Annotated in this window: 29 protein-coding genes; 4 read left to right on the plus strand and 25 right to left on the minus strand. The window is 68.1% G+C overall.

Translation table 11 applies throughout. From position 1 onward, the window contains the following. Positions 1-38: 38 nt before the first annotated feature. The 15 genes from OG562_RS13215 to OG562_RS13290 all read right to left on the minus strand — a co-directional run bounded on the left by OG562_RS13215 (position 39) and on the right by OG562_RS13290 (position 12426). Entirely contained in the window at positions 39-494 is a 456-nt protein-coding gene (locus tag OG562_RS13215; protein ID WP_266396928.1) for a helix-turn-helix domain-containing protein, read from the minus strand. Then, positions 376-1527, minus strand: coding sequence for a hypothetical protein (locus OG562_RS13220; RefSeq protein ID WP_266396930.1), 1152 nt, complete (start codon positions 1525-1527; stop codon positions 376-378). The genes OG562_RS13215 and OG562_RS13220 overlap by 119 nt, the downstream gene beginning before the upstream one ends. A 63-nt stretch (positions 1528-1590) precedes the next feature. Then, positions 1591-2910, minus strand: a complete 1320-nt coding sequence (murA, locus tag OG562_RS13225; RefSeq protein WP_266396933.1) for a UDP-N-acetylglucosamine 1-carboxyvinyltransferase — start codon at positions 2908-2910, stop codon at positions 1591-1593. A gap of 133 nt (positions 2911-3043) precedes the next feature. Then, positions 3044-3790, minus strand: a complete 747-nt coding sequence (locus tag OG562_RS13230; protein WP_266396935.1) for a class II aldolase/adducin family protein — start codon at positions 3788-3790, stop codon at positions 3044-3046. After that, the gene (locus OG562_RS13235; RefSeq protein WP_266396937.1) at positions 3787-4494 is read right to left on the minus strand and encodes a hypothetical protein; all 708 of its coding nucleotides are present in this window, start codon (positions 4492-4494) and stop codon (positions 3787-3789) included. The genes OG562_RS13230 and OG562_RS13235 overlap by 4 nt, the downstream gene beginning before the upstream one ends. Further along, complete coding sequence (locus OG562_RS13240; protein ID WP_266396939.1) at positions 4491-5519, minus strand: glycosyltransferase family 4 protein; 1029 nt, start codon at positions 5517-5519, stop codon at positions 4491-4493. Before OG562_RS13240 ends, OG562_RS13235 begins: the two co-directional genes overlap by 4 nt. A gap of 220 nt (positions 5520-5739) precedes the next feature. Further along, positions 5740-6720, minus strand: coding sequence for a GntR family transcriptional regulator (locus OG562_RS13245; protein ID WP_323187508.1), 981 nt, complete (start codon positions 6718-6720; stop codon positions 5740-5742). Further along, the gene (locus OG562_RS13255; protein WP_266396942.1) at positions 6717-6872 is read right to left on the minus strand and encodes a hypothetical protein; all 156 of its coding nucleotides are present in this window, start codon (positions 6870-6872) and stop codon (positions 6717-6719) included. The genes OG562_RS13245 and OG562_RS13255 overlap by 4 nt, the downstream gene beginning before the upstream one ends. 134 nt (positions 6873-7006) lie before the next feature. After that, the gene (locus tag OG562_RS13260; RefSeq protein ID WP_266396945.1) at positions 7007-8281 is read right to left on the minus strand and encodes an acyl-CoA dehydrogenase family protein; all 1275 of its coding nucleotides are present in this window, start codon (positions 8279-8281) and stop codon (positions 7007-7009) included. 83 nt (positions 8282-8364) lie between these two features. Next, the gene (locus tag OG562_RS13265; protein ID WP_323187509.1) at positions 8365-8937 is read right to left on the minus strand and encodes a GAF domain-containing protein; all 573 of its coding nucleotides are present in this window, start codon (positions 8935-8937) and stop codon (positions 8365-8367) included. Beyond that, entirely contained in the window at positions 8937-9533 is a 597-nt protein-coding gene (locus OG562_RS13270) for an ATP/GTP-binding protein (RefSeq protein WP_266396948.1), read from the minus strand. Before OG562_RS13270 ends, OG562_RS13265 begins: the two co-directional genes overlap by 1 nt. Positions 9534-9540: 7 nt before the next feature. Then, positions 9541-9942, minus strand: a complete 402-nt coding sequence (locus OG562_RS13275; RefSeq protein WP_266396950.1) for a DUF742 domain-containing protein — start codon at positions 9940-9942, stop codon at positions 9541-9543. After that, positions 9939-10424, minus strand: a complete 486-nt coding sequence (locus tag OG562_RS13280) for a roadblock/LC7 domain-containing protein (RefSeq protein WP_266396951.1) — start codon at positions 10422-10424, stop codon at positions 9939-9941. The genes OG562_RS13275 and OG562_RS13280 overlap by 4 nt, the downstream gene beginning before the upstream one ends. A gap of 18 nt (positions 10425-10442) precedes the next feature. Beyond that, the gene (locus OG562_RS13285) at positions 10443-11927 is read right to left on the minus strand and encodes an ATP-binding protein (RefSeq protein WP_266396953.1); all 1485 of its coding nucleotides are present in this window, start codon (positions 11925-11927) and stop codon (positions 10443-10445) included. 52 nt (positions 11928-11979) lie between these two features. Further along, on the minus strand, positions 11980-12426 hold the full coding sequence (locus tag OG562_RS13290) for a hypothetical protein (protein ID WP_266396956.1): 447 nt from the start codon (positions 12424-12426) through the stop codon (positions 11980-11982). 357 nt (positions 12427-12783) lie between these two features. Between OG562_RS13290 and OG562_RS13295 the strand changes: the two genes are divergently transcribed. Then, complete coding sequence (locus OG562_RS13295) at positions 12784-14112, plus strand: hypothetical protein (protein WP_266396959.1); 1329 nt, start codon at positions 12784-12786, stop codon at positions 14110-14112. A 10-nt stretch (positions 14113-14122) separates the two neighbouring features. Continuing rightward, positions 14123-14686: a GNAT family N-acetyltransferase gene (locus OG562_RS13300; RefSeq protein WP_266396962.1), complete on the plus strand. Its 564-nt coding sequence runs from the start codon at positions 14123-14125 to the stop codon at positions 14684-14686. 141 nt (positions 14687-14827) lie between these two features. On the opposite strand, the gene OG562_RS13305 is transcribed toward OG562_RS13300, so the two are convergent. Next, complete coding sequence (locus OG562_RS13305) at positions 14828-15466, minus strand: hypothetical protein (protein WP_266396964.1); 639 nt, start codon at positions 15464-15466, stop codon at positions 14828-14830. Further along, positions 15438-15944 (minus strand): hypothetical protein, encoded by a 507-nt coding sequence (locus OG562_RS13310; protein ID WP_266396967.1) that lies wholly within the window; start codon positions 15942-15944, stop codon positions 15438-15440. Before OG562_RS13310 ends, OG562_RS13305 begins: the two co-directional genes overlap by 29 nt. A 70-nt stretch (positions 15945-16014) precedes the next feature. Between OG562_RS13310 and OG562_RS13315 the strand changes: the two genes are divergently transcribed. Beyond that, entirely contained in the window at positions 16015-16311 is a 297-nt protein-coding gene (locus tag OG562_RS13315; protein ID WP_266396970.1) for a barstar family protein, read from the plus strand. Positions 16312-16332: 21 nt separating this feature from the next. Here the strand turns inward: OG562_RS13315 and OG562_RS13320 are convergent. Continuing rightward, positions 16333-17192, minus strand: a protein-coding gene (locus tag OG562_RS13320; protein ID WP_266396972.1) for an IS5 family transposase whose coding sequence is annotated in 2 segments (ribosomal slippage) — positions 16333-16841 and positions 16841-17192 — 861 coding nt in all. Because the reading frame shifts where the segments join, the coding sequence is not laid out codon by codon here. A gap of 137 nt (positions 17193-17329) precedes the next feature. On the opposite strand from OG562_RS13320, the gene OG562_RS13325 reads away from it, so the two are divergent. Continuing rightward, entirely contained in the window at positions 17330-17890 is a 561-nt protein-coding gene (locus tag OG562_RS13325; RefSeq protein ID WP_266396974.1) for an N-acetyltransferase, read from the plus strand. 72 nt (positions 17891-17962) lie between these two features. On the opposite strand, the gene OG562_RS13330 is transcribed toward OG562_RS13325, so the two are convergent. From OG562_RS13330 to OG562_RS13360, 7 genes are all read right to left on the minus strand, one after another. Next, positions 17963-18781: a hypothetical protein gene (locus OG562_RS13330; protein WP_266396977.1), complete on the minus strand. Its 819-nt coding sequence runs from the start codon at positions 18779-18781 to the stop codon at positions 17963-17965. A 6-nt stretch (positions 18782-18787) separates the two neighbouring features. Further along, positions 18788-19114: a hypothetical protein gene (locus OG562_RS13335; protein ID WP_266396979.1), complete on the minus strand. Its 327-nt coding sequence runs from the start codon at positions 19112-19114 to the stop codon at positions 18788-18790. 73 nt (positions 19115-19187) lie between these two features. Then, positions 19188-19532, minus strand: a complete 345-nt coding sequence (locus OG562_RS13340; RefSeq protein WP_266396981.1) for a hypothetical protein — start codon at positions 19530-19532, stop codon at positions 19188-19190. A 12-nt stretch (positions 19533-19544) separates the two neighbouring features. Beyond that, a complete protein-coding gene (locus tag OG562_RS13345; RefSeq protein WP_266396982.1) occupies positions 19545-20588 on the minus strand; it encodes a major capsid protein in 1044 nt (347 codons plus the stop codon). Between the two features lie 13 nt (positions 20589-20601). Beyond that, the gene (locus tag OG562_RS13350) at positions 20602-21015 is read right to left on the minus strand and encodes a head decoration protein (protein ID WP_266396984.1); all 414 of its coding nucleotides are present in this window, start codon (positions 21013-21015) and stop codon (positions 20602-20604) included. 189 nt (positions 21016-21204) lie between these two features. Then, the gene (locus OG562_RS13355; RefSeq protein WP_266396985.1) at positions 21205-21891 is read right to left on the minus strand and encodes a hypothetical protein; all 687 of its coding nucleotides are present in this window, start codon (positions 21889-21891) and stop codon (positions 21205-21207) included. Positions 21892-22453: 562 nt separating this feature from the next. Then, positions 22454-24301, minus strand: coding sequence for a hypothetical protein (locus OG562_RS13360; RefSeq protein ID WP_266396986.1), 1848 nt, complete (start codon positions 24299-24301; stop codon positions 22454-22456). Positions 24302-24320 lie beyond the last annotated feature (19 nt).

The following is a 24320-nucleotide window of genomic DNA, read 5'->3' on the forward strand; positions in this document are numbered from 1 at the left end:
CCACTCACCCTATTGGCCATCGCCGACAACTCTGGCTGTCAGGTTGCGCTTTGCCCTGGAGGCGTGACGAAGACGCTGCTGTGGCCGAGCAGCTGAGACTCGACTTCAGCCAACAGATGTGACACGGGGCAGCCGTATGCCAAGCAGACCTTAACGAGAACGGTCACCGTTGGCTCGGTCACGGCTCGCTCGATCCGTGAGAGCGTCGACCGACTGACACCCGTTCGTAGTTCAAGGTCGTACACCGACCAGCCGCGCTCTTCCCGGAGGCTGAACAGGGAGCGCGCCAGGTCGGTTTTGAAACGAATGGCGTATGTCTCCCCTCTGTCGTCGGCGTCCTCTGTACCTTGCTCCGTCGCCGGTTCGGGGCTGCTGTTACGAGTCGACGATGAGGGGCTGTCGGCCTTCGAGCCGACCGGACCAGTACCGCTCGTTGCTGCCGCGTGCGGCTCGGACGGCGATGCCGAGTCGTTGGGCGATGTTGCTGCGGTCACGGAGGCTGAGGGCTCCCTGAATGGTGAGGGTGCGTGTCGTCGCGTCCCAGTCGAGGGCGGGGACCGTGGGCACGCCGAGCCACACGAGCTGGTCTCGGATGGCGTCCGCGGTGACCGGGGGCGGGGATGCGGTGGCGCATCGTTCGCGCTGACTGGCCGGGCAGTGGTTGGCGGTGCAGGTGGGCGTGGCGTGGACGTGGTGGTTGTCCGGGCGTTGCAGAACGTGAGCGAGGGCGCAGGAGTTCGTCTGGTAGATGGGGTGGCCGGGGTAACGGGCGGGGAGAGCGTCCAGGAGGTCCCAGGTCTCGCGCGGCCACACGGCGTCGGCCGATTCGAGGGGCAGGGTTTTGTCGCCCAGCGCGGGCCACAGGTCAGCCATCTGTTGCCGGGATCCGCGTTTGACCTTGAGTCCGACGGCTACGGAGCAGGTGGAGTAGCGGGCGGCCCAGTCCAGGACGTAGGTGATCGTCTCGGGGGCGGCGTTCGCGTGGATGAGGGGACGCCAGTAGTGGATGACCGGGATGCCGTGTTCGCGCAGGCGCGGGAAGTTGTCGCGGAGGGCATCGTGGTCGATGCCGCGTTCGATGTCGGGGCCGAGGCCGGAGTAGCTGAGGTAGACGATCACGGGGATGCTGGCGGCCGTGGCCGTGAGGATTGCGTCGATGACGTCTTGGGTGACCTTGCACTTCGTGATCAGGCACACCGGGTTGTGTACGCCCTTGGTGGCCAGTTCACCGAGGAAATCGACAAGGTGGGCGCGGTTGCGGGGGGTTGCGAGGGCGTCGGTGCAGGTGTAGAGGGCGAGGACGGCTTGCGGGTAGTAGTAGGGGCTGGACAGGAGCAAGTCGATGGTTCGCTGGGGGGTGGCCAGTTGGGCCGGTTTGACGCGAGTCTGGCCGCGGTCGAGCAGGTAGCAGTAGTCGCAGACCTTGGGGCATCCCTGATCCGGGTTGATCGCGAGCCAGGTGTCGTGCTGGTCGATGACCGGCTCCCATACCCGCTGTGGAGGCAGGAGGGGTAAGGCAGTTCGCACGAGTGGGTCCTTTCCGGCCGGTGGTGCCGCCCGTCCGGCCGTGGGCGGGCGGCACCGGCTTTGTCAGGCGGGTTGGATGGTGATGCGGGCGCCGACGGCGGCGAGCTTGGCGACGGGTTCCTCGTAGCCGCGTTCGAGGTAGCGGGTGCCGCTGATGGTGCTGGTGCCTTCGGCGACGAGGGCGGCGAGGACATAGCCGAAGCCGGCGCGCAGGTCGGGGATGACGAGGTCGGCGGCTTTGAGCGGGGTCGGGCCGGTGATCTTGGCGGTGTGCTGGAAGTCGCGGTTGTGCCAGCGGCAGGCTGCGGCTCCCAGGCACCGGGTGGTCAGTTCGATGCCGGCACCCATGGAGTCGCTGAGCTGCTGGGCGTAGCCGAAGCGGTCTTCGTAGATCGTCTCGTGGACGACGGAAGTGCCGGTCGCCTGGGTGAGCAGGACCGTCATCGGCTGCTGCCAGTCGGTCATGAAGCCCGGGTGGACGCCGGTCTCGACGTCGGTGGCGGTCAGCGGCCGGGCCCGGAAGAACTCCAGGCCGTGCTCGGTCTCCTTGAACTCGCCGCCGACGTGGCGCAGGACGTTGAGGAAGGTGATCAGGTGATCCTGGCGTGCGCCGCGCACCTCGATGCGGCCGTCGGTGGCGACTGCTGCCGCCGCGAAGGAGGCGATCTCGATGCGGTCGGCCACGGTGTGGTGCTCGACGCCACGGAGTTCGCTGACACCGGAGATGGTGAGCGTGCGGTCGGTATCGATGGTGATCAGGGCGCCCATCTTCTGGAGCATCAGCACCAGGTCTACGATCTCGGGCTCGACGGCCGCGTTGGAGATGACGGTTGTGCCCTTGGCGAGGACAGCCGCCAGCAGCAGGTTCTCGGTGGCGCCGACTGAGGGGAACGGCAGATGGACGTGTGCCCCGGTGAGCCGGTCGGCACTGACTTTGACGGAGCCGGGCCGGTCCACGATGTCGGCGCCCATCTGGGCGAGACCTTGGAGGTGAAAGTCGATGGGCCGTTTGCCGATGGTGCAGCCACCGGGCAGGGGGACGACCGTCTCGCCGCGCCGGTGCAACAGGGGTCCCATCATGAGGATCGGGATCCGGTTGACGCCGGAGTACATGGAGGACAACGAGGTGCTGGTCACCTCAGGGGTGTGGACGCGCACGGTGTGCTCGCCGAGCCAGGACACCTCGGTGCCCAGCTCGGCGAGCATGCCGAGGACGAGGTCGACCTCGAGGATGCGGGGCACGCCGTGCAGTACGCAGGGTTCGCCAGTCAGCAGGGTGGCGACGAGTTCCTTGGTCACGGCGTTCTTCGCGCCGGAGGCTTCGACCGTGCCGTGAAGCGGTACTCCGCCGGTGATGCGGTAGGTGTGCCGGTCTGCGGCCATGGGCTGCTCCTGCGAGGTCAATTTATTCATTCAGCGATGTTTCCTGTCCCAGTTCGTGAGCGATTTGGGGAGGAATATCACTACAGGCTATAGATCAAATCCCGTCCCGTGAGATACGACGATACTGGTGTGGTCATGGTTGCACCGCCGCGCCCCGCTTCTCGGGCTGGTACACCCGGTTGAGGTAGACGGCTCCGCCGGTCAGTTGCGGCTGCAGCACCGCGGTCCGCGCTGTCTCCTCCAGGCGCAGCATCAGATCGACGCTCTCCTCCAGCTGCCGGCCGACGGTGAACGCACCGTGCCGGTAAAGGGTGAAGGCCAGGCCGTGACGCGTCAGTTCGTCGGCGCGAGGGGCGATGACTTTCTCCAGCTGCGGCCGGTACTCCAGAAGGCTGACGGCGGCGACGTCGGGGCGGTTCACCATGCCCTCCGGCAGGTCCAGCGGGACGGGGTTGGCGAGGAACTCGGACTTCACGGTGCTGTCGTCCGCTATGAGGCAGGGGATGTCGCCGAAGGTGTCGGCGCGGTTGGTCACGCTCGGCACGGGCAGGCCCAGGGATGCGTAGACCAGGCTGTAGGGGGCGTGGGTGTGCACGACGGCTCCGGCGCGGGGCAGCATCCGGTACAGGTCGAGGTGCACTGGAGTGCCGGATGCGCCCAGGCCGCCGGTCTGCTCGACGATCGCCCCGTCGGGGGCCAGGACGATGAAGTCTCGGGGGCTGACCTTCCAGCGGTCGAACGCCAGCCGGGTACAGGACAGCAGGATGTTCCCGTCCGGCATGCGCACCGACACCGCTCCTCCGGCCGGGTTGAGCAGCTGCCAGGCGACCATGTCGTCGATCACGCTGACGAGGTGCCTGCGTACGGTCTCATACCTCATGAATGTCCTTCCCAAGGAGTGGCGATCCGGCTTCCGGACTGCGGCCCGGACACCTGGCTGTCGGCGGGGATCCACACTGTGGCGACGGTGGTGCTCGGAGCCAGGACCGATCGGGCGTTGATGACGGCGCCGGGGCCGACGGTGACCCGTGCACCGGCGCGGACGCCGTCGCCGATCACCGCTGACCATTTCGGTTCGCCGGTACTCATCCGTCGGCCGTCCGGCAGGGCGAAGCTGATGGGCTTGTCCGGGCGGAGCATGTCGTCGTTGGTCATCACGCAGGCCGCGGTGAGCAGGTCGGCGGAGAAGTAGCAGCCGCGGCCGATGACGCAACAGCCCACGGTCGCCCGGTGGGACAGGATGCTGTGTTCGCCGACCAGGCTGCGGGAGATCTCGCACCCGTATCCGATGTGCACGTGGGACGAGATCACCGTTCGCCCGCGCACGGTCGAGTACTCGTGGATGCGCACGCCCGGACCGATCACCACGTCGTCGGCCACGTTCGCCAGCGTGGACACGTAGGCGTCGGGATGCATGCGTGGCCGGTTGCCGAGCGAGGCGCACACCAGGTCGTACACGGTGCCGGACACGTCGCCGATGGACGCGATGGGCTGATCGTCCAGGACGCCGGCACCCAGTTCCTTCAGGAACGGATCGTCGGCCAGGCGCAGCACATCACCTAAGAGGGGCCCGCCGTCGTTCACTGGACGGTCTCCAGGGTCCGGGAGGCTGGGCGTTGGCCCATGACCAGAGTCAGGTACTGGGCGGCGCAGCGGCCCGGGGTGTACCAGGCATCGGCCAGCACGCGGGCGGCGCTGCCCATCCTGGCCAGCGCCGGGCGGTCCAAAAGAGCATCGGCGAGGGCTGCCACGAGGTCGCCGGGGTCGTCCGGGTCGTAGACCATGCCGGTCAGCCCGTCGAAGACCAGCTCGGGGCTCGCGCCGGCGTTGGGCACCAGAGAGGGGACCGCGGCGCCGGCGGCGTCGATGACAGCACGCCCGAAACCCTCCTGGACCGACGCGGTGGCCAGAAGGTCGTACCCGGCCAGGCGGCGGGGCAGGTCGTCGGCATACCCGAGGAAACGCACTGGTGCATCCAGTTGGCGCGCCAGTTCGTCCAGCGCGGCCTGCTGTGAGCCCGCTTCTCCGAACACGTCCAGGCGCACCGCGGTGGACAGGCGCGGGTCGGCAACCGCCCGCACTAGGTGGTCCGTCCGCTTCCACGGCACGGTGCGGGCGACTGCAGCGACCAGCAGCCGACCGGTTGCCGGCCTGGAACGGAGAGGAACCACGGCAGGAATGGAAACCCCGTTGTGGATCATGGTGACGTATCGCGCCTTGGGCGCGTGAGCGCGCAGAGCGGCGGACGACGCGTGCGAGATGCCCACCCAGACGGGCACGGCAGACAGCACCTCCCATGGAAGATCACCGATCGTGCTTTCGACCAAGGCTCCGTCGGCCGGATCGATCACCCGGAGCACCTGGTCGGCGTTGACGACGTGGCGGACGACCGGCAGAACCCGTGCGTGCGGGGCGAGCACCACGTCGGCGGCTGCGGTGCGGTGGCTCGAGATCACCACGACGGGCTGGCCGTCGCTTACCTGGCAGACGCGGGTGAACGCCTTCTGGTAGTCGTGCCAGTTCGCGACCTCGTGAACGCGGGCGGCGGTGCAGTAGCCAGCGGGCGGGCCGCCCAGACGCCACCACACCACATCCACGTCGGGCACCATCTGGGCGAGATGCTCCGCCAGTTCGATGACGGAGTTCTCAGCTCCTCCTCGGGCCGTAGTGACCCAGGTCAGGACAACGTGCGGAATCACTGCGTCTCCTAGGGAAGCGGCGATCTTGGTTACGAGAAGCCGTTGCGTGCAGTGCGCACGGCGGCGGGTGCGAAGAGGTAGGCCGGACGAGACTCCTCCGCTCCGCGGTGGATGTGCTGGCGGTCGAAGATCAGAGCTGTTCCTCGCCACACTGGATCCGGTGCCGCCGCCTGGCCCCGCTCCGGGAGCTCTGCCTGCCCGGCGGCCGGACGTCATCCGAGCCACCGGGCACGAGCGGGGAGGACCGGGAGTAGGCAGGGCTTCCCGCTGCCGCCCTGAGGCGGCGTTGAGCGTCGGGGTGGACGAACAGTCCGCGCTGACCCTGGACGTGGATGAGGAGTCCGCGCTCTCCGAGCGGTTTGAGGGCGCGGCTGGCCGCGGGGACGCCGACGCCGAACTCATCGGCAAGTTGCGCAAGTCTCGGGATTCTGCGGCCGGGAGCATAGGCGCCGTCCGCTACGCGGCTCGTCACCACAGCTCTGAGGTGATCGGCGTTCGTTGTGCCTGGGGGCGGGACCGTCCAGGTCTCCCACTTCCCTGGTCCCGTGCGCACGCGAAGACTGGTGCCGGTGCGCGGCGTTCGTGGGTCCGTCACCACTATCCCCCGGCTGGGCACTCGGAGGAGGATCCCAGCGGCCGCCAGCCGGTTGACAGCGCGGTCGGTCACCTCACGGGAGACACCGAGTTCCTCGCCCAGGCAAGCGACCGACGGGAGCTTGTCGTCGACCTCGTAGGTTCCGTCCTCGATGCGGGCCCGGAGCTCGGTTTCCGCCGAGTCCCCTCGGAGCACCGCCGGCCCACGCCCGCGCAGCGCGTCCCCTTCCTCGAGCATCCGGTGCACGAAGCCATACGAGCGGCCCAGAACCGAGCCGATCGCGCGGACAGTGCCTCCGGCTTGATAGGCGCGGATGAGCACGCTGCGGTACCGCTCCCTGTCGCTCCCCTTGAGCCGTACGTGACGCGGGATGACGGGCAGCCCCTGGAGAAGCTGCGGCCATTGTGAGAGGCCGGGGTCGGCTGTGTGGTGGACGGGCTGCTGCCCCGCCCCATCGTTGTGGGCTGAGGCGGCTCCGCCGTCCCCGTCACCGACCGCTGCCTGAGCTGTACTCAACTGAATGCCTTCAGCGGGTCGAGCGCGGTTGCGGCGATGCGGTGCCAGCGGGCGTCGGCGTCGGCCGACAGGCGTAAGACGGCGGTCTGCCATGCCTTGATGGCGTCACCGCGCGGCCCGTGACGGGCGGAGCCGGTGTCGGCGTGTGCCATGGAGATTTCTCCGTTGAGTCGTGTGGCGGTGGCGGTTGGGGCCCCGCTGCCGGGATGGTTGGGGCGGGGCCCGGCAGCGGGGCGTGGAACCGCGCACGGCGATGCGGATTACGGGGGCGCCGTGCGCGGGGGCTTCACAGTGCGGTCGTCGGGTCCGCTCGGGCGTGCCGCGTGTGGTCGGCGAGGAGCACGGACCACGGTGTGCGGTCGGCCTCGTCGCCCGGGTGGTCGTGTTCGCGCAGGAGGCCTTGGGCGAGGCGCAGGCGCTGGACTTCTCCGGTGCCGGCGGGGGCGTAGGTGGTCTGCATGTCGCGCCATACCCGTTCGAGGGGGTAGCCGTCGTCGAGGGCGTTCGCGGCATGCAGTTCCATGGCGTCCCGGCCGGCCTCGGCGGCGAGTTCGTGGCCGAGGCCCTTGGCGGCGATGAGCTCTTCGTCGCACGACAGGCCGCGGTCGAGCATGTCGACGGCGTGGTAGGCGAGGATCCGGGCCATGATCACCCGGGCGGCCATCTGCCCGAGCCGGTTTCGGACCACGCCGAGGTCGGCGAGCGTGCCCTTGTAGCGGGGCCGGGCGCCGACGTACTGCGCGGTGAGCGCGACGGCCGTCTCGTGCAGGCCGAGAGAGACGGCCGTCAGGTTGGGTCTTCCGTACAGGACGCTGCTGGACTGGGCGACGTCGAAGCCCTGGCCGACCTCGCCGAGCACCCGGTCCGGGGGGATGCGCACCCGGTCGAAGCTGATCTGGGCGAAGCTGAAACCGTGCAGCCCCAGCTTGCCGGTGTGCCGTACGACGCTCACACCACGCTGGTCGCCCGGGACGAGGAACGCGGTAAGAGCCTGCGTCGTGCGGGCGCCGGCCGGGCCGGTGCGGGCGACGACGACGTGGAGGTCGGCGATGTGGCTGTTCCCGACGTGGGCCTTGACCCCCGTGAGAACCCAGGCTTTCCCGTCCCACTCGGCCGCGCTCGCCATCCCGCCGATGTGACCGCCCTGGTCCGGCTCGGTCACCGCGATCGACATCAGCACGCTGCCGTCCGCCACGGCCGGCAGCAGCGTCTTGTGCTGGTCGTAGTCACCGTAGTGGAGCAGGGCACCGACCGGTATCAGGCTGGCCTGGAGGATGGCGGCGGCCGCGCCGGAGACACGGGCGAGGCGGTGGATGAGGATCGTCTTGGCGACCTGCCCGGCCTGCATCCCGCCGAAGGCTTCGGGCACGGTGACGCCGAACCAACGGCGGCCGGCCAGCAACCGAGCGATCTTCCGGTCCACCCGCTGCGGCGCACTCTCCATACGGTCCACCCGGGGCGCGATCTCTTGGGCGGCGAAGTCGTCGGCGGCCTCCCACAGCGCCTGATGGGCAGGCGTGAGAAACCTGTCAAGAGTGGCGGGCGTGGCGGGCATGGACATGGACGGTCCCTCTCCCTGAAGGGGGCTCACATGGCGGCTGCGGCCGGAACCGCGTGCGGGGGAGTTCCGGGGCAAGACGTTCGTCAACGGGCAGGCGTGGGGATCTTGACGACGTCGGCCGCCGCGCGCACGGCGCCCCGGACGATGGTCTGCACCCGGGCCGCGTCCTGGAGGGTCCGCGGTTCCGGGTCGATGACGCAGACGGTGAGCAGGACCAGGCCGGTCGCCTCGTCGATGATCGGGCTGCCGAAGTAGGACTGGATGCCGATGGCGTCGACGACGTGGTTGCTCTGGAAGCGTGGGGAGGCGGCCACGTCCGGCAGGGGCAGGCCGCGCTTGCGCTGGACGACCTCGGGGCAGTAGCCGTGACCGCGGTTCATGGAGCGGCCGACGATGGGATAGCCGGCGTCCCGCGGCGGGTTGTGCAGGCCCAGGAACGTCTGCTCGTCGCTGAAGGCGTTCACCATGCCGTAGAGGAAGCCGGTGCGCTCGGCCATGTCGGTGGCGATGTCGTCGAGTACCTGCTGCCCCTGCATGGGGATGCCCAGCTCGCTGAACCGGGTCAGGCGGGTGGCCATCTCGGACAGCTCGGTGGCCGGGTCGTCCGTGTAGGTCTGGATCTGGTGCTGCACAGTGCGGGCTGTCGTCGTGGTCATCATGCGTCCAAAAGGGTGGGGCGGGCGGATTGGCTCTTCACGACGTGCTTGACCAGGGCGATCAGCACGGAGGCCACGGATTCGGGGTTGCGGGCGTCGCAGAACATCAGCGGCACGGAGGCGTCCACGTCGAAGGCCTCGCGGATCTCCGGAAGGGTGCGGGGAGCGGCGCCGGGGAACCGGTTGATCGCTATGACGAAGGGCATGCCGAGCTGTTCGAAGAAGTCGGCGGCGTGGAAGCTGGAGTCGATCCTGCGGGTGTCGGCCAGGACGACGGCGCCGAACGCGCCTTCGGCCAGGTCGTGCCAGAAGTCCCAGAAGCGCGGCTGTCCTGGGGTGCCGAACAGGTAGAGCTCGATCGGGTCGGGCACGTCCCAGCCGACGCGGCCGAAGTCGAAGGCGACCGTGGTGGTCGTCTTGGCCTCGACCCCGTGCAGGCTGTCGGTCGCCGTGCTCTGCTCGGTCAGCAGCTCCTCGGTGCGCAGCGGAGTGATGTCGCTGACCGCTCCGATCGCTGTGGTCTTGCCGACGCCGAACCCGCCGGCGACGACCACCTTGACGGTCACCCGCTCGCCCGGCTGCAGAGGCTGCGTCATGGCGCCGTCACCCGGCCTTCGCTTCTGCGCCCGGCCACCGGCGCTTGAGGCCGGCGCTCACAGCCATCAGCGTCTGTACGTCGCGGTTCTCGCCGGGCGCCACCGGCACGTGCACCTTCAGGGCCCCGGCGTCGATCAGGTCGGAGACGAGGACCGTCACCGCGGCGACGTGCAGGCTCAGCGTCCCGGCCAGCTCGGCAAGCGGACGCCGATGCTGCCGGCACAACTCGACGATCTGCACGCTCTCCTCGGGCATGCTGCGCGGCGGGCGTCGGCCGGGGCCCAGGACGGTGTGCATGCTGAGGCGGTGACGGGCTCGGGTGCGCCCGTCGGTCACCGCGTACAGCCGCACGATGCCGGCCGTCTCGTCCGAGGCCGCTAATGAGTCCGGACCGGAGCGGGAGTTCATTCGACACCGGAGCCCTGACCGTGACGCGTGCGGACCGGGGTGGTCATGTAGGGGGCGAACCGCTGCACCAGGCGGCCGGCGGCGAAGGCGACGGTTCCGACGTTGGCGTCCGTGCGAGCGAGCACGACCAGGACGGTTGCGACGGTCTTTCCGGAGGCGATGAAGGCGCTTCCCGTACCGGCCTCGGTGACCAGGAAGAGGGTGTCCTCGCGCTCGACGAGGATCTGGCCCGCCGGCATCTGCTTGTCCGTCGGCCCGGTGACGCCCTTGGCCAGTCCTGCCAGGCCCGAGAACGCGGCGGCCAGCTCGTCCGCCCAGTCCTCGTCCATGTGGGACGGGATCGCCTGCCTTATCCCGTCTCGGGAGGCCAGTAATGCGTGGGTGACGCCGGCGGTGTCCTGCACTAATTCGTCCAGCAGACGCGCCATCTGGTCCTGGACCTCCTTGGGGGAGATCACGGGGGCAGTCGTGTCGTAGGTCATGGCAAACACTCCGGGAGATCAGGACTGGGTGGTGGGGGAGGCATCGGACTGCAGACCGGCGTGCAGACCGGTCCGCCAGTCCGCAACGGCCTGGGGATTCGCGGCCGGGGCAGGAGCTGCGGGGCCCTGCTCCGTGGGCATGGGACGCTGCACCCGCTTTCGTCGGGGCAGCGAGCCCGTACTGGCGTCGCCGACCGGTCGCGCGGGGCCGGCGGCGCTGGGGCCGGGACCCGTCGGGCGCGGTGCAGCCGCCGCGTGCGCCAGCTGCCCAGCACCTGGCCGAGGCTGGGGCTGAGCGGGGATCGTGACGGTCCCGATGGCCGGAGCGGTCGGGACGAGGTAGTGGTTGGGGACGACGACGTTGGCCGTCGTGCCGCCCGTCGGGTTCATCGACAGCCAGACTTCGAGGCCGTGCTTCACGGCGATCCTGGCGGCGGTGATCAGACCGAGGCTGCCCCGGCGGACCTGATCTGCGATGTCGGCGTGGCCGGGGTTGTTCAGGAGCTTGTTGAGGAGGTCCCGCTTCTGCGGGTTCATGAGGAGGATCGCGCGGTCCTCGACCTCGAAGTGCAGACCCCGGGCGACCTTCTGCGCCCGCACGATGACCTTGGCAGCCGGGTCGGAGTGGTCCAGGCCGTTGTCGATGAACTCGGCGAGCAGATGCGTGACGTCGGGGTGGACGTGGGCGGGCAGTGCGAACGCCGCCCCCACGTCACCGCTCGCGAGCTGCACGCGGGGGTACTTCACGACCTCCGACTTCGCGCCGCGCAGAAGCGTGGCGACGGGAACGGGCGCCCGGGTCTCGCGCAGGAACTGGCCGCCCAGGACGACGGAGACGCTCTCGACCATGCGGCGCAGCCGTGTCGCGAGGTGGTCGATCTTGAAGCAGTGGGCGAGCAGATCCACGTCCTCGGTCGCCCTCTGCAGCAGTGTCAGGTGCTCCAGCATCTCCCCGATCAGCCCGTGCTGACGGCGCGACAGGGTCTGATGCATCGCCACCAGCACCGCGGCCTGCGACTCGTCATGCACGCGCAGCATGGCGGCGGCGCCCTGCACCTGCAGGCTGCCGACCAGCTCCAGAACCTTGGCCAGCGTGTCGCCGCCGTTGAAGGGAGGCTCCTGGGGAAGTGGGGGACGCGCCCCCCGGCACAGCTCCTGCGCCGTCCAGATGACGCTCTTCTCCGCGGCCTGCACGGCCTCCGCGACGCGCTGCAGCTCGCCGTCACGATGCCCCTGGAGGGCGGCCGCCACGGCCTGGACCCGGATGGCGCCGACGAGTCCCGTGACGAGCACACTGCCACCGAGGCAGACGGCGACCTGCGTGACGGTGAAGCCGAAGGCCCAAGCAGCAACGACGGTCCCGCCCGCCAGAACGGCCATGCACGCCAGCGGGGCGTACAGGACGCCGGAGACTTCGTCCAGGAGATAGCGGTCTGTCCGGGGGCGGCGGCCCCGTCTGCGGCGGTGAGCGGCCGGGCGGGCAGTGGACTGAGGGGAAGGCATGAGGTCCTCGGAGTCGGTTCCAGCAGGGGGACGTGCGGGCCGGCCGGGCGCGTCAGCCGACGGGGAGGACGGCCTGCACGGTCTTGCCCACGATCACGCCGTCGTCGTCCCTCACCACGCCCCACCCCAGGCGGCCCCGGTAGTGCGCCACCCACCACAGGCCAGTCGGCGTTCCTGTGGCTCTTCCGGACTGGTTCGCCGCCTTCTCGAAGCCGGGGAACTCGGGGTACGCGTCGTCCACCTCGACAAGAAGCTCCCGGGCGTCCGCGGTCACGATCAGACGCAGAGGGACGCGGCCGTCGGCGAAGGGCCTGGCGTGCCGTACGGCGTTGTCCACCAGCTTGTCGGCGACACGTGCCGCGATGTCCACGTTGCCCGACCAGCGCCCGATCGTCAGCCAGGACCGGGACCGCAGCCGTGCGTTGCGACCCGCTCCCCCGTCGGCCAGCAACGTCGTACACCAGTCAAAAGCCGGCCGCTCCTCGGATACCAGGGGCAACAGAGTGACTGCGGCGAGCTGCGGCCCCTCGCCGGGCGACGTCCCGGTCGTAGGCACGAGCGCACCGGGCGCGGTGCTCGGACTCGGACTCGGATGGTTCACGGGGGCTCCCGGTATACGGCTGTGCTCGCTCGGGCACTCTCAGCTAAACGGAGTACGAGCGTTGCAAACCGCTGGTCGACGGCTCTACCCCCCAACAGACCTCGGACTGGGCCGGGATTTTGAAGGTCAGCCTCGGAGTTCCCCCGAAATGACCTCGGACCGCTAAGTAACCTCTATCCAGGGCAACTTCATCGGGGAAGGAGTCTTACCGTCGTCGCAATGGCATGCCAGACACAACGATGAGAGGCGGGCACCGTGCTGTTCTTCCGGTTCATCCTCGAACAACGCGGCGTACGCACCCCCGAGGACGTTCTCGAGCTCTACCAGGCCGCAGCCGGGCAACGGGGTCCCCACACGGAAGTCCCGGCGCTCAAGACCGTCCAAGGATGGTTCTATGACGGGCGTAGGCCTCAGCGCGCCTTCCGCCCGGTTATCACCGCGATGCTTGGCCACACCATCGATGCGTTATGGACTGAGGTACCCGCCGGGACTCCACCGAGCTTCGTACCTTCCAGCGGCACGTCACCGACTCACCCCCGCGTCGATGCCGGCGCGGACCTGATCGAGATGCAAAGGACGGGCGCGATGGCTGTACAGCGCGCGAAGGACTTCCTCTTCGGGCAAGACCGCGGGACCGTGGGCGATGACACGCTCGGACTACTCGACGACGAGGTCAACCGACTCGTCACCGCCTACCCCCGCGAACCCCTCTCGGTGGTCTGGGACGACCTTCTTGCCACGCAGGAACAGGTCTTTCGCCTCTTGGAGGGCGGCCGGCTGAAGCCGTCGCAGTTGCGCGACTTGTACTTCAAGGGTGCCCTGCTGTCGTTCCTGGTAGCCAAGGGCTTCAACGACATGCAGTCGCCGCACCAGGCCCTGACCATGACCCGCGTTGCAGCGGCCTGTGCCCGCGATGCCGAACACCCTGGACTCATAGCTCTGGTCGACGGACTCAAGAGCCTCATCGCGTACTGGGCGGACAAGCCTGACGACGCCCTGCACTACGCCAGCCAGGGTGCCGCGACCGCAGCCAACCTCCCTGGAACGGTGGGCCTGTGGCTACTGGGCCTGCAAGCCCGTGCAGCCGCGGTCATCGGCGATGAAGCCACGGTCCATACCGTGAACCAGCGAGCCACCGAAGGACGCGAGCACGTCGTCCACGACGATCTTGATCGGCTCGGCGGCCTCTTCTTCTACGCGCCGGAGAAGCAGCTCTACTACGCGGTGGAGGCGGAGGCGCTGCTCGGCAACGGCAACCAGCAGCTCAGTGACCAGGCGGAGGATGCGGTGCGAGCGTTCAGCGACCCGACGTCACCGAACTGGGCGTTCGGGGATCTCGCCGGCGCGCGATGCGACCTCGCAATGATCCGACTGTTCGCGGGCGACGTGGACGGTACGGCGGCAGCCCTCCGACCTGTTCTGGATCTGCCGGTCACGCACAGGAACAACGGCATCATCGTCTCGGCGATGCGGGTGCGCCAGGCTCTAGGTCAGAGCCCAGCCAGGACATCTGCCGTCGGGCGCGACCTCCGCCTGGAGATCGAGGCCTTTCCGGCAAGCCGGCCGGCGCTGCCACGCGGGTAAAGTCCGCCGCATGTACCCGGTCAAACGGTCCAGCCCACGCCTCACCCTTCGTGAGCTCACCGCCGACGACGTCGCCGCGGTGTTCGCCATCTACGGCAACGAAGAGGCGACGGAGCACCTGTCATTCGAACCGCGTACGCGCGACCAAGTCGGCGAGATCATCGCCCGGTCTGTCGCCTCAGCTGCAGCAGTCCCGCGATCCGAGTACGCACTCATGGTCATAGAGCGGGAATCAGACGATGCAGTCGGGTTTGGCCGGATTGCTATGGATCCACACCAGCAGCGCGGAGCAACCTTCGGCTTCGCGCTGCGCCCAGACGCCTGGGGTGTTGGATATGGCGTCGAAACGGTGCGCCTCCTCCTCAGTCTCGGGTTCGACGAACTCGGACTGCACCGCATTTGGGGTGCTCGATCGCCGTTCAACCAGGGGTCAGCGAAGACAATGTCGGCAGCGGGAATGACCGAAGAGGGCACCATTCGGGAGCACATTCTGAAGGCCGGGAATTGGCGCGACTCCGTCGTACACGCCATCCTCGATCGCGAGTGGGCCGCACTCCGGCCCACCTGGCCCTAGAGGCTGTCTCCTTGAAGTGGCGGTGAGCTGGTGTCACCGGCACGGGGGTGAAGCAGCTCGTGGGTGCACCACGAGAACGACCAGTACGCGGAAGAGCGACTCTGCGGCAGCGCCGAGTCTCGTCCGGCCAGTTACTGTCGATCAGCCGTGTGTCGACCCATCGAAGTTTCGGTTGAGGCCGTGGCATCCCGCGAGGCACTTATCGCAGCTGAGCCTCACTCCCGGCCGAAAATTCGGCCCAAGAGCAGCACGCAGCTCGGTAGATGTGCCGAGCGACAGGCTGCCGAAGCGCGCATCCCGGAACCTCGGGTTAGCTACGAGGGCCACTGCCAGGATCTGGGCCTTCGTGATGACGACGAGGCACTCACGGCCTTCGTACGACTCACCGGGGATGTGATCGCATTCGTCAGGATCAAGTCCGCAAATCGAGCACTCCGACTCGTCCACGCGTGTCTCCACGCTAAACCCGACCCGAAGATGCCCAAGATCGACTGGACACTCCCGGTAGTAGACGCCGTCGCGGTAGGCCATGGTGCAAGCCTTCGGATAGCCCCGCCTCAGCAATCCGCCTACCTCGTCCAGCAGCTCATGAGCTCGGTCGAAGAGGGCAAGGTCGTGCTCTTCGGAACGGTCCATTACCTGCCGCAGCTCCCCCCTCAGCCGCCGCAGGATCTCTAGCGCAGCTGGATCGGGGTGGCGTGCAGCTTTGGCCTGCTCAAGGTCGACCTGGCACTGCTGGAAGACTTCGTTCTCATCCCTCGGGGAGCTGACGGCGCTCATCCTCAGAACCCCACCTCTCGATCCTGGTGATCGCTTCGAGGACCGAGTCGGCCGGGCCGTCCAGCACCAGCTTGGTGGTCAGGTCACCCTGCCGGGTTACCTCCACGTGCAGAACGGGGGACGGAACAGTCACCTCTTCGCCGGACGAATCGCCCCTCCTGAGGATCTTCATCGTCGCGTAGGAGGAGACCAAGCCAGTCAGCGTTGCGATCAGGGTCTCTTTCCCGACGTCCCTGGCGAACTCAATGATCGGCAACCAGAACTCGGCGGCGTCGTGGGTCAGGTAGGTGCGATCAGGCTTCTCGTCCTCGAACTCGACGGTCAAGCCGGCGGCTCGGATGAGCTTCGCCACCCTGATCGCTTCGTACGGGTAGTTCCCGGGGACATCCGAGCGGGACACGCTCGGCAGTCCGGCAACTCCGCGCCTGATCAGCACGTCAGCCAAGGTCAACCCCCTCAGTTTCCTCTCAGTTGCCATGATTCCACAACTAGAGCCCATCTCTTTGATCGGTGAGTGCATCGTGGTGCGGGCTGGTTAGTCTGCTGCGATGACGTATAGCGAGTTGATCGTTGATCTGCGCGGTCGGCCGATCGAGACACTCAACGACTTCTGGGATGCTGTTGCCGAGCCGTGCGGGCTGCCGGAGTGGTTTGGTCGGAACCTGGACGCGTGGTCGGACACGATCGAGACCCGGGGCATCTCCGAGGTGATCGACAGCCACGACATTCTGATCGTCCACTTCGACCAGCGGGGTCTCTTCGGTGGGGACCGGCGGGAGGCCAACGTCCTGGTCGGCATCTTTGACGGAGAACAGAATCGACTCGTCGTCCATGGGCTTGTCTGACGAATCCTTCGAACGCCTTGCTCAGCGCCGGGTCCAGATGAGGATGGCAGCAAGGTGGAGTGCGGCCTGGTAGGCGATGGCGAGCTTATCCGTCCGCATTGCGAGGCCGCGCCACTGCTTGAGTCGGGCGATGCACCGCTCGACGGTGTTGCGCTCCTTGTATGTCTCGGCGTCGAAGCCGGGCGGGCGGCCTCCGGCACGGCCTCGCCGAAAACGGTGACCGATCTGATCAGCGGGCTGTGGGATGACCCCACGGATGCCACGCCGACGGAGGTGTCCACGGATCGCGCGGGAAGAGTAGGCGCGATCCGCAAGCACGAGCGCAGGGCGGGTTCTTGGCCTACCGAGTCCTCTTCGCGGGACCCGGATTCCGGCCATGACCGCCTCGAAGGCCGGCGCATCACCGGCCTGGCCTGCAGTGACGTGGATAGACAGAGGCCGCGCCCGGCTGTCGCTGGCCAAGTGGACCTTCGCGCTCAAGCCGCCGCGGGAGCGTCCGAGCGCGTGGTCCTCAGGTTCGGACCGGCCGGGCACCCCCTTTTCCTGGCTCCGGCCGAATGCTGGTGAGCCCGGCAGACGGTGGAGTCCACCGAGACCGTCCAGCCCACGTCGTCATCGGCATCCGCCACTGCAAGTACCGCCGCGAGGACCCGTTCCCATGTGCCGTCCACGGCCCACCTGATCAGGCGCTTGTGCGCGGTCTGAAAGGGTCCCAGCTCTTCTGGCAGATCGCGCCAGGGTGAGCAGGTGCGGTACTTCCACGCGATAGCTTCCAGGGTCCGGCGGTGGTTGGCCCATCGTCGTCCACGGACCGGATCGGCCGGCATCGGCGGCTCGATCCGGTCCCACATCGCATCGGTGATCACTAACCGGACAGACATATCCGATCAACTGATCAACCCGTCAAAGAGACACGCTCTAGGACGCCGTGCTGCCGCTCGGCCAGGTGGGGCCAAGTGGTCATAGCGCCACGCCATTCCGAGACCACCGAGTGACTTGAGCACCGGAGGGCAGCCGCATGAACGACACGATCACCTATCGCAGAACCAGCAACGTGGATGTAGTACGGCAGCTCATCCTCGACGTTCACGTGGAAGTGCGCGGAGAGTTCGGCCTGATGGACCGACCCTTCTACCAACGCGATCGATTCGACGAACGGCTGACCGCGTACTCGTCCCGTACGGGCTGGGAGGCCGTGATTGGGTACCACGACGAGGAACCGGTCGGGTACGTCTTCGCTGTGCCGCTGGGCGAGAACACCGGATGGTGGTCCGCAGAGCAGGAGCCTCTCGCCGACGAGTACATCGCGGAGGACGGCAGGAAGACCCTGGCCCTGAACGAGATCCTCGTGCGCCAACCGTGGAGGGGCGCTCACGGCAAAGGCACCGCGCACGCTCTTCACGAGGAACTGCTGTCGCAGCGCCAGGAGCGACGCGTCACTCTGTTGGTCAACCCTGCTCTGTCCGACGGACGCCTCAAGGCCGTCTATGAGTCCTGGGGATACAAGCAGATCGGTCGGCAACAGCCCTTCGACGACTCGCCGGTCTTCGCCACGATGATGCGGGACCCCCTGCGCTGACGGGTCACTCCTGGCACGGCGGCGGCGTTCGTACACACAGGCCGCCGAACGCCGCCGCGCCAACCTGCCGGCTCAGGCCGCTTCCAACAGATCCGGGCGCGGCCCGAAACCGCGCCGACAGCGAGGATGGGAGATCGGCCACTGCGCGGCATCCTCGACGGTCCGCACTGTGCGGTTGGCCTTGTCGCTGTCCTGATGGGTGGTCCAGCCGCAGTCGAGGCCATCGAAGACCTCGACCATCGTGACGCCCGCCTGGCGGGTCCGGTTAAGGGTGCCGGCGTTGAAGGCGACGGCCGACTTGGCGAGGGTGGCGGCCTCGGCCCACGCACGGACCGGGACGCGAGCACCGTTGCGGTAGACGACGTGGGTCAGCTTGTGCTCGGCGGCGAGTCTGACCGCCACATTCTTCCCAGCCTGCTTCGCCGTCATGTTGCCCGCCGCGAGCAGCGGGATCTCTCGGCGGGCCGCCTCTCGCGCCGCCCGATAGAACTGGTTGGCCATTCGCTCGGCTTCCTGGGAACGGCGCAGGAAGTCGGCGTACGAGTCGGCCGCGAGCGACTGTAGGGCATCGCGGTGGAGGGTGGTCCAGGTGAAGGTCACGTCGAGGGCCTCAGCGGCGGCTTGAGCGCCGGCGGCGTACAGGTGAGGTAGCTGCCGTTGGACGAACTGTCGTGCCTCTTGGTCTACGCGTTGGCGGAAGGCGCGGATCGCTTGCTTGAACTCTTCCAACGTCGCCACGGTATGGGGCGTCCTTGGGTTGTCGGCGAACTGGGTGAGGACGGCGCGCTGTTTGGCGGCGAGTCGCTGCCAGGCTTCCTCGAGTACGGCCGCGACGCGGCGCGCGATCTCGTCCGGATCTCCGGGCACCAACGGTGACCACTCGTACGGCACGCTGCTCTACCGGCCCCGGCGAGCGCGCAGCAGCGGCACGGTCACGACATCAGTGCTTTCCTCGCTATTGGCCAGTTCGTCCGGCGCGACCAGGTCCACGAGCGCGGTGATCTGACGTTCGAGTCCTGCGAGGTTGTTGCTCTGGTCGATGGTGACCACGCCGTCCACGGTCATGCGGAGGGGGTCGGCGAGCAGCTTCGCGCGCCGCTCGGCCAAGACCTCGTTCGCGACAGCGCGAGCGGAGGTCAGCCGCACGTAGCGTGCGTCCAAGTCGGAGGTGTCAGTGGTGGGGCCGAGCTGAGCCAGCAGCCAGGCGCGTACAGCGACGTCCACAAGATGCTCCTGTTGTACGAGGTGAGGCCCGACACCGTGGTGGTGACGAGCCTCACTGGTGATGGGCCGTTACCTACGCACCTGCGACAGCCGTCTTCGCGGCGCGTCGTCTCGGGGTCTTGGCCGGCTCCGGCTCCGGCTCCGGCTCCGGCTCCGGCTCCGGCTCCGGCTCCGGCTCCGGCTCCGGCTCCGGCTCCGGCTCCGAGGCACGATCCGCCATGGTTGGTATCTCTCCCGCCTCGCCGTCCGCGCCGATCGGGTTCGGGGTGTCCTCCTCCGCAGAGGGAGCCTCCCCCGCCCACGCGGCCGGGTTCGGGATGAGCAGGGCGAGCCGCTCGGGAACCTCCTCCCCCGCTTCCAGTCGGATCGGGCCCTGCTCGGGGTCTCGTACGAATACCGTGCGCGCCAACTTCGCCATGGCCAGCTCCCTTTAGAAGACCGTCGCGGCGATGTGGATGTCCGGCACGTACAGCACGGGCATCGCAGCGGCGGCGGAGATCGTGGACAGTTGGACTGGGGTGCGCGTCTGCACGTGGGTTGTGATCACGATGCCGGGGGCCTCCTCAGCGGTGATGACTCCCTTGCCACGCAGCTCGATCGCCTCGGCGGTCAGACCGTACTGGGTCTCGCCCCACTGTTCGCGGCGCGGCGGGATCATCGCCCACAGCGACTCCGGGGTCGTGCGTACCAGGTTGTCGCTGCTGTCGTACACCTGCACGTCGTAGGCGGTGACGGGCGGCAGGTTGTACTTGGCACGGACGCGATTGACCTCCTCCGGAGCGAGCATCCCGGTCGGGATCTGGTCCGTGGACGGCGAGTTGTGGAACGCAGCCCGGTACTCCGCCGTGGACCCGAGCAGGGACAGCGCCTTCTCCGAGCTGATGACCCGCTCCGGACGCGGGGCGCCGATGCTCTTCAGGTACTGGATCCACGCCAGCTCGTCCGTGACCGGGGTGGCCGCATCCGATTGGGACCACGGCACCGCCACCGTCGGCCGGTTGGCAGCCGGCACCCGCCAGTCCACGTCCAGGGCCACACCGGGCAACGACACCACACCGGTGGACAGCATCTGGCCGGCGGCGATCTCCATGGCTGCCTTCGTGGCCTCCACGTGTTGTTCGAGGTCGTCGTACAGCAGGTCGAGGAACTCACTGGTGTCCTGGCCACGATCGACGGCTGACAGGATGACCTGGAGCTCGGAGAACGGCAGCTCCTGGCCAACCCAGGGCAGCATGCCTTCGCTGATGACCTGCTCGGCCCGCCGCTTCGCGAGCGTCGGCGCGGCTTCCCACGCGCGGAACCGTGCCGCGTTGACGCGCCGCTTGCTGCTCTTCGTACGGAACTTGACGTTGTCGATGTTCCGTTCGGCGAATACCTCGCGGGTGAGGAGGTAGTCCTCCGGCGTGGTGATCGCTCGGACGAAGGCCTGGATGTCCTCTGGGACGATCGCCTCGAGAAGCTTCTCAAGTGCCATGGGGTCTGCCTCCTTACCGGTAGTGGATGAACGCCGTCGTGTTCGCGGCGGCCGGGGCCGTGAAGGCGACGGGCAGCTTCGACGCGTACACCTCGCCGCGCCACAGCAGGGCACCCGCGGTCCTCGGCGAGCCGGGGGTGAAGGCGGTTTCGGCGACGAGGAACCCAGCGAGGATCTGGGTGCCATCGCTCGCTGAGGAGTTGTAGGGGGCGTACAGGCCCGACGCAGTGATCTTGCCGAGCGGAAGCCCCGACTTGATGATGTTGCGGGGCTGGTTGAGCGTGCCCGCCGTGTAGTGGGTGCCCGATGTGAGCTTGCTGGTATCGATGGGGATTGTCTGGGCTTCATGGACGCCATCCAGCGAAGCCAGCCATGTCCGGTCGTCGGTGACCGTCGTGGTGGTGGTGAGGACCTGGTAGTCGCTCACGATGTCTCCCTCGTGGGTGCGGATCAGATTTCTCCCGCACCCGGCGCAGGTCGGCGCGGGGCGGTGTCCACGAGACGACGACGGTCGAGCCGCGCCAGGGCGTGGTCCCTGATCAAGCCCGACCGACTTCCGGAAGAGCGTCCACGGTTTTGCGGGGCGTGGTCCCAGAACCATGTCTCGTTGACGTGGTCAGTCGCTGATGAGCCCTCGTCGCCGAGCCCTTTCGAGACCCGCTGCTCCCGGCCTGGGTGGAATGCCTCCGCGCTTCGGCGGGCCGCCGGCGGGAGATCCGCCCGGAGCGGGCGGCACGGTCTCCCGGGCCTGGCCGAACAACTCGGGCCGCCGTTCCTTCAGCTGCTCAGCGGCAGCGATGACAGCCTGCTCGTCGGCGTCGGGCTGGTCGTGAAGGGCACGGTCGATCAGAAGCACCGCGTCATCAAGGTCGTCACCGGTCGCGCCTAGTCCTCCGAGGGCGGCACGCCGAATGGCGGCACGCTCCCTGGCCAGGGCCTGCGCCTCGCGTGCTTCGGCTGACCTCAGCTTCTCCTCGGCAGCCTGCTCACGGCGTTCGACCTCGGTCAGCGCGGCCTGGTCGGCGTCGCGCTTCGTGGTGATGAACTCGGCCAGCGCGTCAGAGTTGTCGAAGCCGAGGTCGCCGAGCAGCTTCTTCACGGCCGCCCGGCCGCCCTGAGTCTTCTCGCGGGCCAGCAGCCGCGACAGGTCCTCCTGCGTGACGCTGCTGGTCGGGGCGTCGCCCTCGTCGCCGGGCTTGCTGGAGTCGTCGTCGGGCGAGGCCCCGAGGATCGGGTAGATCGGCCGCCCGTCACGGCGGTGCCCGACCGGTTCGAGCGGGTTGGGTAGTGAGGGGTGCGTCATGCGTGAACCATCCACAGCTCTCCAGCGCCCCCGCGCCAGTGATCAGTGTAGTCACAGCGCAGGGTGCTCCCAGGCTCCTCCAGCTCAACATCAAGAGCACATTTCCAGCCACGACCGCTCGGTTCAAGTCAACTTGGCAATCAACTTCACCGACCGCCGATATTGCCTAAATTGAATTGCTTAAATACTCGCGTGGCTGCCGAAGAATTTGATCCACGCAGCTCACGGCCCCGCCGAGTTATGAGAGGGCCGCCGAGGAGCTGCAAAACCCATAACTTCGGCCTGCCCAAAAACAGAATACCCGCGCCCAAATTCGGCGTTTGCCCTGGTCAGAGGCCAGACCCATGCTCATCGCCATGGAACACGTCGCCATCAGTGGCGCCCTGGCCGTCTTCGGCTTCTTGGGCCTCTTGATCACTCTCATCGCCGCCCTCCTCCGCCAACTCCCCGAACTTTTTTCGGCCTGGCGTGAGGCTCGGGACTCTCTGCGAAACACCGCCCGAGACGGCGAGACCGATGATCGCCAGCCGTCTTAGCCCGTCCCTCCTTTACGGCCTGGCACCTACTCCTCCTGCCACACCGCCGCTTGAGCGTCACTCCCGCCGAGCTGGACGTTCGGGATCTCTGGGCTGGCAGGAGGCAGGCCGAGGTAGGCCCGGACGGCCGCATTGTCTCCTGTGGCGTCAGCAAGCCTTGATGCCGCGTCGAAGGCTCTGGCCTGAATCCGTTCAATCTCCTGATGGGCATCCTCAATCGGATATCCAACATCTTGGAGCATCCGCACACCTGTCTCCACGGACAGCACCCCAGCTCCTACCCCCTTCACGACCTCGTCCAGGACGGCTGCCCGGTCAGTCGGAGTGTGCGGTCCCCACATCAGCCGTGCGGGCAACGACTCCCCCGCGGGCCAGCCTTCGGCCTGTCCAGCTTGGTGGAGGCGCTGCACCATCCGCAGAAGGACGACGTACTTGTGGTCGCGGGCCAGGCGCATGGCGGCGACAAGCGAGTCGAGCGGGCCGAGTGCGAGCTGTAGCGCGTAGCCGGACGGTAGAGCGGTCGGGTCGAGGGTGCCGAGGCCGGCGGCGGTGAGGCGGCTGTTCGCGGCGATGCGGTCGAGGATGTGGTCGACGCGGGCGCGCAGTTCGGCGAGTTGGGCCGAGGTGTCGAGCACGTCCATGCGCCCGTTGTCGTTGAGCTGCCACACCGTCCCCGCCCGCACCTTGATCGGGAGCGGCTGGCCAGTGGCGCGGTCAATGGGCAGTCGGGCCCCGGCCAAACCGATGATCGGCGAGCCGGTGGTAGCCGAAGCGCCAGAGCTGTCGGTGTCCGTGGCGGACAGTTCGTCGAGGGCCTGGAGGACGGTGGCCACGGTGGGCTTCCCCCAGTGCTCTCCGCTGGCGGGGATGCTGTTCGTGATGTGGATGACGGGTATGAAGTCCGTCATCAGGTCGAGTCTGTCGAGGACTTCGCCATCCGAGCGGACCCGGTACCGGCCCTTGTGCATCGGCAGGTCGTACAGCAGGTCGGCGTGCTTAAGGTCGTCCAGGTCCCATTCCGCGTCGGTCAGGTAGCACGTCCACGGGGAGGACCGGGTGGGTGCCCAGGGGTAGGCGCGGGTGATGAGTCCTGTGTCGGCGTTGCGCGCGTCGCCCGTGACCAGGACCGGGTCGCCACTGTCGGTGTACAGGTGCTCGCGTGCCGGGCTACCGTCCTTCGCTGCGCCGCGCCGACTGGCCGGTCCGATCGCTCCGAGTTCGTAGGTGACCCGCCGAAGCCTCGCCTTCAGCCCGCGCCGTTTGTCCTCGGGCAGTTCCCACGCCAGGTGAACGCGCAGTGGGAACTCAGCACCGTCCTGCTCGCCGTCCTCCGGCCACTCCGGGAAGTACAGGCCCGGGTCCCAAGCGCGCAACAGGACCCGGCCTTTCCCCGGGTCCCAGGCCAGGGTGTAGACGGCGTCGCCCAGCAGGATCGCGGTTCTCTCGGCCTGTTGAAGGCGCAACGGCAGCATTTCCTTCTCCGCCCACGCCCTCAGCTTGACCTGTACGGCCAGCGCCGCGGCTGCCTCGGCGGTCGCCTCGTCGTCGGTGTGCTCCGCGCCCGCCACGGTGATGACCTGCTGGGAGCCGAGGAGGTAGCCGAGCGCGGTGTCGACCAACTTGGAGGCGTCGCCGAGCTCCCTCCGTTCGATGCCCGCCTCGTCATCGCCCGTCACGGCGGCGACCTGGCCGGCCTGGTTGGAGTCGTACGCGGCCAGCAGCCGGTAGGCGGCCAGGCGTCGCAGGTCCTCGTCGGGCACCCAGGATCGGGTCAGTTCCGCCCAGGTGTTAAGGCCTGGGCGGCGTGGGTCGGCCATGGCTGGCTTGTAGTCCAGCCAGCTCCAGACGTCGGTGATCAGCTCGCGCAGGCCCACAGTGCCCCTCCAGGCAGTC

The organism is Streptomyces sp. NBC_01275 (assembly GCF_026340655.1).
Lineage (GTDB): Bacteria > Actinomycetota > Actinomycetes > Streptomycetales > Streptomycetaceae > Streptomyces.